The sequence below is a fragment of the Streptomyces sp. NRRL F-6492 genome (genome assembly GCF_001280125.1).
Taxonomy (GTDB): Bacteria; Actinomycetota; Actinomycetes; order Streptomycetales; family Streptomycetaceae; genus Streptomyces.
The window spans coordinates 1-12,203 of sequence record NZ_LGEG01000036.1; the positions used below are offsets into that span (position 1 = coordinate 1).

Sequence of the window (12,203 nt, forward strand, 5' to 3'; positions counted from 1 at the left end):
CCCCGACCCCTTCCAGGAGCCCCTCCATGTCCACCGCCACCACCGAGACGCCGGCGGGCGGCGGCCCCGCGCCCCGCCCCAGCGTGTGGCGCAACGCCGACTTCACCAAGCTCTGGCTCGGCCAGACGGCCTCCCAGTTCGCGGCCCAAATCAGCGACTTCGCCCTGCCGCTGACCGCCGTCCTCGCCCTGGCCGCCAGCTCCGAGCAGGTCGGCCTGCTCGCGTCCTTCATCCGGCTGCCGTACCTGCTGGTGTCGCTGTTCGCCGGGGTGCTCGTGGACCGGCTCTACCGGCGCAACCTGATGGCGGCCGCCGACCTCGGCCGGGCGCTGCTCCTGGGCGCGGTGCCGGTCCTGTACTGGATGCACGAGCTGGGCATCAGCTGGCTGTACCTGCTCGGCTTCCTGGCGGGCTGCTGCACCGTGCTGTTCGACGTGGCCGCGCAGGCCTACCTGCCGCGCCTGGTGGAGCGCGAGGACCTGGCCGCGGGCAACTCGGCCCTCGGCTCCAGCCAGTCGGCCGCGACGATCGGCGGCCCGGCGCTCGGCGGCGTGCTCGTGCAGTGGCTGACCGCCCCCGTCGCGGTGCTCGCGGCCTCCGTCTCGTACCTGGTCTCGGTCGTCAACATCTGGCTGATCCGCCACCGCGAGCACGTCGAACCCGCCGAGAGCACCGGCGCGGCCGGAACGCTGAAGCAGGTCAAGGACGGCCTCGTCCTGGTCTTCCGCAACGAGCAGCTGCGCACCATGACGATCATGGCGTCGGTCTTCAACCTGTCCTTCACCGCGTTCGAGGTCGTCTTCGTCCAGTACATGCCGCACACCCTCGGCCTGTCGGCCGGTGAGATCGGCCTGGTGATGGCGGCGCTCGGGCCCGGCTTCCTGATCGGCGCGCTGTTCGCGGGCAACCTTCCCAAGCGGTTCGGCTACGGCCGCACCATCATCCTCACCGCCTGCGTCGCCAACCTGGTGATGCCGCTGATCGCCCTGGTCCACGGCGGAAGCTGGCCGGCCGTCGGCTCGCTGATGCTCATCAACTTCCTCTTCGCCTCCTTCGGCGTGGCCAACAACGTCACGATGCTGACGATCCGCCAGTCCATCACGCCCGACAGCCTCCAGGGCCGCGTGGCCGCCACCAACCGTTTCGTCGCGATGGGCATCGCCCCGCTCGGCGCCCTCGCCGGCGGCTTCCTCGGCTCCGCCGCCGGACTGCGCGGCGCCGTCCTGGTCACCACGCTCGGCTTCTGCCTCGCGCTGATCCCGCTGGCCACCTCCTCGCTGGTGCGCATCAAGCACACGCTGCCGGACCCGATCGCCGAGTAGCCCGACCCCCTCCCACTCCACCGAAAGGCACCGTTCCGCCATGTCCGAGCAGGAATCCCAGGCCGTGCACACCGTCGTCGTCAACGCCGAGGAGCAGTACTCCCTCTGGCCCGTCGCCACGCCCGTCCCGGCCGGCTGGACCGAGACCGGCCACCGGGGCACCCACGCCGAGTGCCTGGCCCACATCGAGTCCGTCTGGACCGACCTCCGCCCGCTCAGCGTCCGCTGACCCGTCCGCGCCAACCCGAGGCACTCCCATGGACTTCAGCCTGTTCTACTTCGCCGACGGCTCGGCCGGCGGCCCGCGCGGCCGCTACGACCTGCTCCTGGAGGGCGCCCGCTTCGCCGACACCCACGGCTTCTCCGCCGTGTGGACGCCCGAGCGGCACTTCCACGAGTTCGGCGGGCTCTACCCCAACCCGTCGGTCACCGCGGCCGCCGTCGCGGCCGTCACCGAGCACATCGGCATCCGGGCCGGCAGCGTCGTCGCCCCCCTGCACCACCCGGTGCGCATCGCCGAGGAGTGGTCGGTCGTCGACAACCTCTCGAACGGCCGCGCCGGCATCTCCCTGGCCTCCGGCTGGAACGCGGTCGACTTCGCGCTGCGCCCCGAGGGCTACGCGGGCCGCAAGGACGCCGTCGTCGAGACGCTCGACGCCGTGCGCGCGCTGTGGCGCGGCGAGCCGCTGGCCGTCACCGACGGCGCGGGCAAGCCCGCCGAGGTGAAGGTCTTCCCGCCGCCGGTCCAGGCCGAGCTGCCCGCCTGGGTCACCAGCGCGGGCGGCCCGGCGACCTTCGAGGCCGCCGGCCGGGCCGGCGCGGGCGTGCTCACGCACCTGCTCGGCCAGGACTTCGACCAGCTCGCCGAGAAGATCGCCCTGTACCGCAAGGCGCTGGCCGACCGCCCCGGCCACGACGGGCGGCCCGGCCACGTCGCCCTGATGCTGCACACCTGCCTGGGCGAGGACCCGGCCGAGGTCCGCGAGACGGTCCGCGAGCCGTTCACCGCGTACCTCAAGAGCTCCTTCCGGCTGATCGCCCGCTCGGCCGGCAGCATCCTGCAGGGCTTCGACGTCGACAAGCTGCGCGAGTCGGACGTCGACTTCCTGGTACGGCGCTCCTTCGACACGTACTACCACTCCAGCGGTCTGTTCGGCACGGTCGAACAGGCGAAGGCGATCGTCGACCGGGCGCGCGAGGCCGGGGTCGACGAGCTGGCCTGCCTGATCGACTTCGGCGTCCCGCACGAGCGGGTGCTCACCGGCCTGGAGGTCCTCGACGAGCTGAAGCGGTCGGTGGAATGAGCACCGCCGAAGCCGAAGCCGAGCCCGAAACCGGTACCGGGACCGATGCCGGCGCCCGGTCGTTCCGGCGCGCGGACGGCCCGTTCCCCACCGCCACCCGCCCCACCCCGGAGGTGCCCGCATGACCGCCCCGACCGCCCAGGACCCGACCGCCCAGGACCCGACCGCCCAGGACCCGACCCCCCAGGACGTGACCGCCCAGGCCCCGGCCACCGACGACCCGACCGCCCGGACCCCTGAGGTCCCGACCGCCGCCGACGACGTGATCGCCCTCGACCCGGCCGCCTCGCGCGGCCCCGCCCCCGAGCAGCCCGGGGCCCGCCGGGGCGGCACCCTGCGCATCCTGCGCGACGCCGCCTACGACCACCTCGACCCGCAGCGCAGCTACACCCTGCAGTCCCTCGCGATCGGGCACCTGCTGTTCCGCACCCTGACGATGTTCCGCGAGGACGGCCGGGGCGGACGCGTCCTCGTCGGCGACCTGGCCGAGACGCCGGGCCGTGACGTCGACGGCGACGGACGCACCTGGGAGTTCACCCTCAAGCGGGGCGTACGGTTCGAGGACGGCCGCGAGGTCACCGCCGCCGACGTCGCCCACGGCATCGCCCGCAGCTTCGCCCCGGAGATCTCCGACGGCCCCACCCACCTGAGGAACTGGCTGGGCGAGAACGGGAGTTACGAGGGCCCGTACGCCACCGGTTCGTCCGACGCGCCCGGTCTGGAGCTTCCCGACGACCGCACCCTGCGGCTGAGCTTCCGGCAGCCCCGCCCCGACCTGCCGTTCGCCGTCTCCCAGCCGGTCACCGCCCCCGTCCCGCGCGACGCCGACACGGGGGCCGACTACGGCCGCGCGCCCGTCGCCACCGGCCCGTACCGCATCGAGGAGCACGTCCCCGGCGAGCGGCTCGTCCTGGTGCGCAACCCGCACTGGGACGCCGCCACCGACCCGGTGCGCCACGACCACGTGGACCGCGTCGAGGTCGAGATGGGCCCGGAGGCCGGCGAGCAGAACCTGCGGGTGCGGGCGGGCGAGGGCACCGACGCGTGGGCCGTCGCCGAGAACAACGCGCCGCGGTCCGTCGCCGCCGAGCTGATCGCCGACCCGTCCCTCGCCGGCCGGCTGCGCCGCGACCCCACCCCGCTGGTCTGGTACCTGGCGATCAACACCGCCCGGGTCACCGACGTGGACGTGCGCCGCGCGATCGCCCACGCCGTGGACAGGGCCGGATTCCGCGACACCATGGGCGCCGACCAGGGCGTCCTGGTGCACACCCTGCTGCCCGCGGCCACCATCGGACACCGCGACTACCCCGACCCGTACCCGGCGGGCGAGCACGGCGACCCCCGGGCCGCCGCCGCCCTCCTCAAGGGCGCCCGGCCGAAGCTGCGGCTGCTCAGCCGGGAGGGCGAGTACTTCACCGCCCCGGCGAAGGTCCTGGCCGCGAGCCTGGAGAAGGCCGGATTCGAGATCGAGCTCGTCGAGATCGACCGCCCCTCGCACAACGCGGTCCTCAAGACCCGCGGCCACGCCTACGACCTGTACCTGATGGGCATGGCCGCCGACTGGCCGGGCGCCTCCACGCTCCTCGGCATGTTCGACGGCCGCACCATCGGCGAGAGCGGCAACGACAACTTCGTCTATCTGGACGATCCCGGGATCAACGCCGAGATCGACCGCCTCGGCCGGCTGTCCGCCCAGGAGTCCGCCGCCCCGTGGGCCGCGCTCGACGAGCGGCTGCGGCGCGACCACGTACCGCTGGTGCCCCTCTTCTCCTACCTGCACGTCGCGCTCTCCGGCTCCCGGGTGCGCGGGGTGTTCACCTCCTCCTTCCTCGGCACCCCGGTCTACTACAACGCCCACGTCGAGGAGGGTGCGTGATGGCCGACCGGCCCACCCTCTACGAGCGCTTCGCCGACACCGCCGCCCGCCACCCGGACCTCACCGCCCTCGAACTGGGCGACGAGCACCTGACGTACGCCCAGCTCGCCGACCAGGCCGCGCGCACGGCCGGCCGGCTGCTCGCCGCCCTGGACGGCCGGCGCCCGCGCCGCGTCGGCGTCCTCGCCAACCGCTCGCTCGCCGCCTACGCCGGCTACCTCGCCGCCAACCGCCTCGGCAGCGCCGCCGTCCCCCTCAACCCCGGCTTCTCACCCGAGCGCCTGGCGGACACGGCCCGGCTCGCGGAGCTGGACGTGGTGCTCACCGACTCTCCCACCGCCGCGCTCCCGGTGCCCGTGGTGGCCGCCGACGCGCCCCTGGAGGACGCCTGGGCGGACGGCGGCCCGGTGCACCTGCCGGGCCAGGACGACATCGCGTACATCGTCTTCACCTCCGGCTCCACCGGCACGCCCAAGGGCGTCCCCGTGCTGCACCGCAACGTGGCCGCGCTGCTCGACTACGTCATCCCGCGCTACGACCTGGGCCCGGACTGCCGCATCTCGCAGACCTTCGACCTGACCTTCGACCCGACGGTCTGGGACATGTTCTCCGCCTGGGCCTCCGGCGCGGCGCTCGTGGTGCCCACCCGCGGCGAACTGGTGCGCCCGGCCCGCTTCATCGCGCGCAAGGCCGTCACCCACTGGTTCTCCGTGCCCTCGGTGATCTCCTACGCCGACCGGCTGCGGGACCTGTCGCCGTCCGGCATGCCCAGCCTGCGCTGGAGCCTGTTCGGCGGCGAGCAGCTGACCCTGGAGCAGATCCGGCTGTGGCGGGCCGCCGCGCCGCAGAGCGTCCTGGAGAACCTGTACGGGCCCACCGAGGTGACCGTCGCCTGCACCCAGTACCGGCTGCCGACCCGCCCCGAGGACTGGCCGGCGTCCGCCAACGGCACCGTGCCGATCGGCACCCCCTACCCGCACCTGGACTTCCTGGTCCTGGACGAGGACGGACTCCCCGCCCAGGAGGGCGAGCTGTGCGTCCGGGGCCCGCAGCGCTTCCCCGGCTACCTCGAACCCGCCAACAACGCCGGCCGGTTCGTCCGCTTCGAGGACGGCCGCGCCGTGGTCCACGCCTGCTCCGGACTGCCCGGCCCCGAGCTGTACTACCGCACCGGCGACCGCGTCTCGCGCACCGGCGACACCCTGGTCCACCTCGGCCGCCTCGACCAGCAGGTCAAGATCCGCGGCCACCGCATCGAGCTGGGCGAGGTCGAGGCGGGACTGCGCGCCCTGCCGGGAGTGACCGGGGCCGTGGTCCTGGCACTGCCCAACGACCTGGGCGAGGTGGGCCTGGAGGCCTGCTACACCGGCGACCCGCAGGACCCGGTGGCCCTGCGCACCGGCCTGGGCCGCCGGCTCCCCGGCTACATGGTCCCGCGCGGCTTCACCCACCTGGAGAAGCTCCCGCTGAGCCCCAACGGCAAGACCGACCGCCGCGCCCTGGGCGCCCTGCTGACCGACCGGAGACCACGATGACCCGCACGGTGGTACTGATCGGCGCGGCCCCGGTCGCGGCGGGCTACCTGAAGGCCGCCGGCGAACTCGGCCTGCGCGTCGGCCTGGTGGAGACCGCCGAACGCGTCGCCGCCCTCCGGGAGGCGTACCCCTGGGTGGTGGACGCGCAGGAGGTGGACCCGGCGCTCGCGGGCCGGGACGACGCCTGGATCCGCCCCACCGAGGCCCTGGTGGCGCGGCTGGGCCCGGACGGGGTCCTCGCCTCCTCGGAGATCCACGTCCTGGCCGGCGCGATGGCCCAGGAACGCCACCGCCTCCCCGGCCCCGGCCTGGACGCGGCCGCGGTCTCGCGCGACAAGGCCCAGCAGCGCTTCCGCTTCGCCCGGGCGGGCCTCGCCCAGCCCGGCCACGTGAAGACCGCCCGCCTGTCGACGGCCTCGGACTGGGCCCTCGCCCACCTCCCGGTCGTGGTGAAACCGCTGAACCGGGCGGGCAGCGACGGAGTGGAACGCGTCGCCACCCCGGAGCAGTGGGCGGACGCGGTCGCCCGCCGCGACGACGAGGGCCGGCTCCTCGTCGAGGAGTACGTGGAGGGCCAGGAGTACTCCTGGGAGGGCCTGGTCTCCGACGGACGGGTCCGCTTCGGCAGCCTCACCCGCAAACTCACTACCGACGCGCCGCACTTCGTGGAGCTGGCCCACTTCAGCGCCCACGAACGGACCGACCCGCTCCTGGGCAAGGCCGCCGACGCGCTGGGCCAGGCGGTCACGGACGCGATCGGGATGCGCACCGGGATCATGTTCGTGGAGTTCCGCACCCGCGGCGACGACCTGGTCATCATGGAGGTCGCGGTCCGGGCCCCCGGGGACCACTGCATGGACGCCATGTCCCTGGCCTACGGCACGGACCTCTTCGCCCACGCCCTCGCCCTCGCCACGGGCGCCCCCCACGAGCCGCCCTCCGACCCCGCCCCCCGCTACACCGGCAGCGCCTTCGTGGTCGCGGACCGGGAAGGCGTCCTGGAGTCGGCGCACGAGACGCGGTGGTCGACGTGGCCGGGGGTGGTCCGGCACGGCCTGGACGTGGCGCCGGGCACCCCGGTGCGCCCTCCGCGCTCCTCGGCGGACCGCCTGGCCTGGGCCCTGCTCGACTGCGCGACACCGGAGGAACGGGAGGCCCTGGTCACCCGGCTCGGAGCGGTGCGCCCGACCCTCGCCCCGGGGGCGACGGACCGGCCCTGATCCGCCGGACACGCCCCGGCCGGCCGCGCCGGGGCCCTCCGGGCGCGTCGGACCCGGTGGTACGTCGGTAACCGGCCGTACTGAATGGCCGTTCGGTAAATCGGACGCGTCTTCGAGCAGGTCGGCGGCCGGTGGGGGAGGGGAGCGGCCCGGCGCGGGGCACGTACGGGGCCGCGCCACAGGCCCTCCGTACCGCGCCTGAACTGCCACGACACCCCACGGGCCACCGGTAATCGTGCCCCCATGTCCGAATAACGGTCATGAAGGTGCGGTGGCTCTGCGTGTCAGACACACTCCGAAGCGCAAGATGAGCGGCAATCGCAGGAGAAAGACCGCTCATTTCCTTCGATGTGAAAGAGAATCTTCCCGTGCTTCGTCGTTCTGCCGCAACTTTCGCGGCCACCCTCCTCTGTCTCGCCGGCGCCGCCGGTACCGCCGGGACCGCCGGCGCCGCGGAAACCGGAGCCACCAGCCTGTACGCCCCCTCCGCCGTCGTCCTCTCGATCGGCAGGGGCGCCGACGCCGGCCCGGTCACCGTCCTCCGCGCCACCACGCTCAGCTGCATGCCCGGCCCCGGCGGCACGCACCCCGCCCCCGAGGCCGCCTGCGCCGAACTCAAGGCCCAGTTCGCGGGCGACGGGTTCGACGGACTGCTCGCCTCTCCCGATCCCGACCGGGCCTGCCCCCAGCACTTCGACCCCGTCACCGTCACCCTGGACGGCGTCTGGGAGGGGACCCGCACCTCCTGGCAGCACACCTTCTCCAACGCCTGCGTCATGGGAGCCACCCTGAACGGCGGAGAAGCCTTCGCGTTCTGAGCGCGCGTCGGGTCGTGACGCGGGGCCGGCGGCGGGGGCGCCCGGCGCGGAGCCCGGGGGATCTCGGCCGGATGGAGCAGCGGGAAGGCGCGGGGCGGCCGCGCGTCCGATGCTGGGGCGGACCCCCCCTCGCCGGGCGCTCGGCCGCCCCGCGTCACACCGAGAAGGAGCACCCGTGTCGGCACGCTCTGGAGCCCGCCTCCGCTCGCGCGCACGCCTGCGCCTGTCCGCCGCCACCCTCGTCGGCGCCCTGGCGCTGGGCGGCGCCGGCCAGTCCGCCCGGGCGGCCGGAACGCCCCCGTCCCCGGCGCCGCCCCCCTCCCCGGCCTCGGCCAAGGCCCTGCAGAAGCGGCTGGACGACCTCGTCGCGACGTCCGGCGGACCGCCCGGCGCGATCGCCCTGATGCAGGTGGGCGACCGGACGACGGTCCACCGGGCCGGCGTGGCCGACACGAGGACCGGCAGACCGCCCCGGGCGGACGAGTACATGCGCCTCGCGAGCGTCTCCAAGGCGTACAGCGGGGCGGTCGCCCTGCGCCTGGTCGACCGGCACCGCCTAGGCCTGGACGACACGATCGGCCGCCGCCTCCCCGCCCTGCCGAAGGCCTGGCACGAGGTGACCCTCCGGCAGCTGCTCAGCCACACCAGCGGGCTGCCCGACTTCTCGACCGCCCCGGCGTTCCTGGAGATCCTGACCGCGGACCCCAGGCACCGCTTCGACTCGCGCCGGCTGCTCGACTTCGTCGCCGACCGGAACCTGCTCTTCCCGCCGGGATCGCGGTACGCGTACTCGAACTCCGACAACATCGCCGTCGCGCTGATGGCGGAGGCGGTGACCGGCCGGCCGTACGAGCGACTGCTCGAACAGCTCGTGTACCGGCCCCTCGACCTCCGGCAGACCCTCCTCCCACAGGGCTACCGGATGCCGAGGCCGTACCTGCACGGCTACGACGTCACGCCCCCCGCCCCGCCCGAGGACATCAGCGAGGCCCTCGGCGCGTCCGGCGTGTGGGCCTCCGGCGGCATCGTGGCCACGCCCAAGGACCTGAACGCGTTCGTCCGCGCCTGGGCGGGCGGACGCGGCTACCTGTCCGAGGAGGTCCGCGACCAGCAGCGGCGCTTCCTCCCCGGCGCCGCCTCGGAACCCGCCGGACCCGGAGTCAACGCGGGCGGACTGGCGATCTTCCGCTACACCACCCGGTGCGGCACGGTCTACGGCCACACCGGCAACTTCCCCGGCTACACCCAGCTGGCCGCCGCGACGGCGGACGGCGAGCGGTCCCTGACGTTCTCGATCAACACCCAGACCAGCAAGGGCCTCAAGCCGGAACTGCTGGCCAAGGTCCGCGCCGTCCAGGAGGACTTCGTCTGCGCCCTCCTGCGGCGCTGAGCCCCCGCCCCGCCCGGGGCGCGAAACAAACCACTGGGGGCGAGACGGTGCGTCCTGTTGTGGTGGGGTCACGGCTTTCCTCTTCGTCTGAGTCCGGGCACGGCCGACGCCGCCGTCCCTGCCGCCCGTAGACCCTTCGCGCGCCCCGGGAAAGCCCCGTGCGCGACCGCGCCCGCACCGTCCCGCCCGCCACCGCTCCCGCCGCCGTGGCACAGCTGTCCGTCAGGAACGTCACCGAGTCCTGCGGCACCCGCACCGTCCTCGACCAGGTCTCCCTCACCGTCCGGCCGGGCGAGAAGGCCGCCGTCGTCGGCGAGAACGGCTCCGGCAGGTCCACCCTGCTGCGGGCTGCTCGCCGCGGCCGAGACGCCGGACGCCGGGGAGGTCACCGCCGGCTTCCCCGGCGGCACCGGCCACCTCGCCCAGACCCCCGGCCTCGACCCGTCCCGCACCGTGCGGGACGCCGTCGACCTCGCCCTGACCGACCCGCGCGCCATGGAGGGGAGCTCCGCGCGGCGGAGGAGACCCTCGGGGACGCGTCGGACGAGCGGCTCGCCGCCTACGGCGAACCGCTGATCGCCCACCAGGAACGCGGCGGGTACGAGGCCGACGCCCGCGTGGACGCCGCGGCCCACGCCCTCGGCCTCACCCGGATCACCCGCGACCGCCCGCTCGGCCCCCTGTCCGGCGGCGAGCAGGCACGGCTCGCGCTCGCCTGCGTCCTGGCCGCCGCCCCCGAGCCGCTGCTCCTGGACGAACCGACCAACCACCTCGACGCGGCGGCCGCGCACTGGCTGGCGGAACACCTGTGCGCCCATCACGGCACCGTCGTCGCGGTCACCCACGACCACGCGTTCCTGGAGCGCGTCGCCACCACGATCCTGGAGGTCGACCGGGACGAGCGCACCGTGCGCCGCTACGACGCCGGACGGCCCGGCCCCCGGCCCCCTCGCCGAGCTCGACGGCGTACGGGTCGGGGAACGGCTGCGTCTGGACGGCCTCCTGCCCCTCGCACCCGGACAGCGGCTCCTCGTCACGGGCGGGAACGGCGCGGTGGTCGCCGTCTCGCACGACCGCGGCTTCCGCGCACGCTTCGAGGGGGAACGGCTGGAGCCGGGTGCCGGCCCGGTGAACCGACCCCGCCGCCCCCACTCCGCCACGGCGGCTTCCCCGCCCTCCCCGGGGGCGCAGGAATTGCAGCGGCCTGCCGACGGGGCGAGGCTGGGAGCCCGCAGCGTGAAGTGGAGCAGCCAGCTATGAGCGATCTGGTCGTGGTCGGGGTGGACGGCTCGGCGATGAGCCTCACCGCCGTGGAGGCGGCCGCCACGGAGGCGGCACTGCGCGGCGCGAAGCTGCGCGTGGTCCACGTCGAGGTCCCGATCAAGCCCAGGTACGTGGTGCCGGACCCCGCTTCCGCGACCCTGGTCCAGGAAGCGGCGGTCCACGCCCTCGGCACGGCGCCCGACCTCGTGGTGACCGAGGCCGTGGTGACGGGCGACGTGGTACACGTGCTGGAAGCCGAGTCGCGGGCCGCGGACCTGATCGTCGTCGGTTCCAGAGGGCTGGGCGGCATCACGGGCCTGCTGCTGGGATCCACTCCGATCTCCCTGGCCGCCCGCAGCCACTGCCCCGTGATGACCGTCCGCGAGGAACACGCGGCGTCCGGCGGCACGGGGCCCGTCCTCCTGGGGACCGACGGCTCGCCGGACAGCGAGGAGGCCGTCGACGTCGCCTTCGCCGAGGCCGCGCGGCGCCGGGCCGAGCTCGTGGCGGTGCACGCCTGGCAGCCGGACAAGGCCCCGCCCGGCACGACCCGTGAATCCGCGGCGCGCTCACTGGCCCGGGCGGTCGCCGACCGCGCGGACGCCCGTCCGGACGTCACCGTCCGGCACGACCTGGTGGACGGCAAGCCGCACGAGGTCCTGATCGAGGCGAGCGGGACGGCCCAGCTGCTGGTCGTCGGCGCCCGCGGCCGCAGCGGCATCGCCGGACTGCTCCTGGGCTCGGTGAGCCAGGCCGCGATGACGTACGCGCACTGCCCCGTCGTCACCGTCCGGGGGACGGCGGGGCGTTCCCCGGGGCGGCAGGACGAGGACCGAACGCCAGGGTGATTCCTCCACTCCGGTGAAAGGCCGCCGAAAGGCCGCGCTTTCGGTCCTCTTCGCGAAAAACGGCCCGTGACCTGCCCCGTCCATGATCGTTACCCGCTGTGTCGCCGCCTCACGGCGGCGGCGCCTCCGCCCCTCCGGACGACCGGGGGGCGTACGAGAACAGGTCGTAGCGGGAAAGGACTGCCGGTGGGCAGCTGGATCAGTGTCGGTCTGGGAGCCGCGGCGGCGCTGTGCCCGCTGCCCCGGCACGGCGAGGCCGTGGTCTTCATGGAGCACACCCCGACCACCGACCGCCTGGTGGTGTGTGCCCCGGACGTGTGGGTCGACATGGGCCACGGCGACCCGGAACCCCCACGGCCCGCGTCCCCCCTTCCACCCGAGTGCCGGCCCCCGGCGCCGCCGTCGCCGGTACCCCCGCCCCCATCGCCGCCCTCGGCACCACCAGTGTCCACACCCCCTCCCGCGCCGCACCCCTCGGCACCACCAGTGTCCACACCCCCCCCCGCGCCGCACCCCTCGGCGCCGCATCCGTCCGCACCGGGACTCGGGCCGAACGTGACGTCCCCGCCCCGGCCGGTCCCACGGGCCGCCCGTCACGCGGCGCCCCGGGCCACCGCGCCGAAG

The 12,203-nt window shown here is 74.7% G+C and carries 9 protein-coding genes; all 9 read left to right on the forward strand.

Features of this window, described 5'->3' with window-relative positions:
- Nucleotides 1-26: 26 nt before the first annotated feature.
- The 9 genes from ADL08_RS05715 (at nucleotide 27) to ADL08_RS39150 (ending at nucleotide 11,579) form a co-directional block, all read left to right on the forward strand.
- Entirely contained in the window at nucleotides 27-1,322 is a 1,296-nt protein-coding gene (locus ADL08_RS05715) for an MFS transporter (protein ID WP_053640950.1), read from the forward strand.
- Between the two features lie 40 nt (nucleotides 1,323-1,362).
- Entirely contained in the window at nucleotides 1,363-1,551 is a 189-nt protein-coding gene (locus tag ADL08_RS05720) for an MbtH family protein (RefSeq protein ID WP_053640951.1), read from the forward strand.
- A 28-nt stretch (nucleotides 1,552-1,579) separates the two neighbouring features.
- Nucleotides 1,580-2,626, forward strand: a complete 1,047-nt coding sequence (locus ADL08_RS05725) for a MupA/Atu3671 family FMN-dependent luciferase-like monooxygenase (protein WP_053640952.1) — start codon at nucleotides 1,580-1,582, stop codon at nucleotides 2,624-2,626.
- Nucleotides 2,627-2,747: 121 nt separating this feature from the next.
- On the forward strand, nucleotides 2,748-4,505 hold the full coding sequence (locus tag ADL08_RS05730) for an ABC transporter substrate-binding protein (protein ID WP_053640953.1): 1,758 nt from the start codon (nucleotides 2,748-2,750) through the stop codon (nucleotides 4,503-4,505).
- A complete protein-coding gene (locus ADL08_RS05735) occupies nucleotides 4,505-6,040 on the forward strand; it encodes an amino acid adenylation domain-containing protein (protein ID WP_053640954.1) in 1,536 nt (511 codons plus the stop codon). Before ADL08_RS05730 ends, ADL08_RS05735 begins: the two co-directional genes overlap by 1 nt.
- Nucleotides 6,037-7,260, forward strand: coding sequence for an ATP-grasp domain-containing protein (locus tag ADL08_RS05740; RefSeq protein WP_053640955.1), 1,224 nt, complete (start codon nucleotides 6,037-6,039; stop codon nucleotides 7,258-7,260). Before ADL08_RS05735 ends, ADL08_RS05740 begins: the two co-directional genes overlap by 4 nt.
- Before the next feature lie 368 nt (nucleotides 7,261-7,628).
- Nucleotides 7,629-8,078, forward strand: coding sequence for a subtilase-type protease inhibitor (locus ADL08_RS05745; RefSeq protein WP_053640956.1), 450 nt, complete (start codon nucleotides 7,629-7,631; stop codon nucleotides 8,076-8,078).
- A 109-nt stretch (nucleotides 8,079-8,187) separates the two neighbouring features.
- Nucleotides 8,188-9,468: a serine hydrolase domain-containing protein gene (locus ADL08_RS05750; protein WP_078968163.1), complete on the forward strand. Its 1,281-nt coding sequence runs from the start codon at nucleotides 8,188-8,190 to the stop codon at nucleotides 9,466-9,468.
- A 158-nt stretch (nucleotides 9,469-9,626) separates the two neighbouring features.
- Nucleotides 9,627-11,579, forward strand: coding sequence for a universal stress protein (locus ADL08_RS39150; RefSeq protein ID WP_078968164.1), 1,953 nt, complete (start codon nucleotides 9,627-9,629; stop codon nucleotides 11,577-11,579).
- Nucleotides 11,580-12,203: the final 624 nt, after the last annotated feature.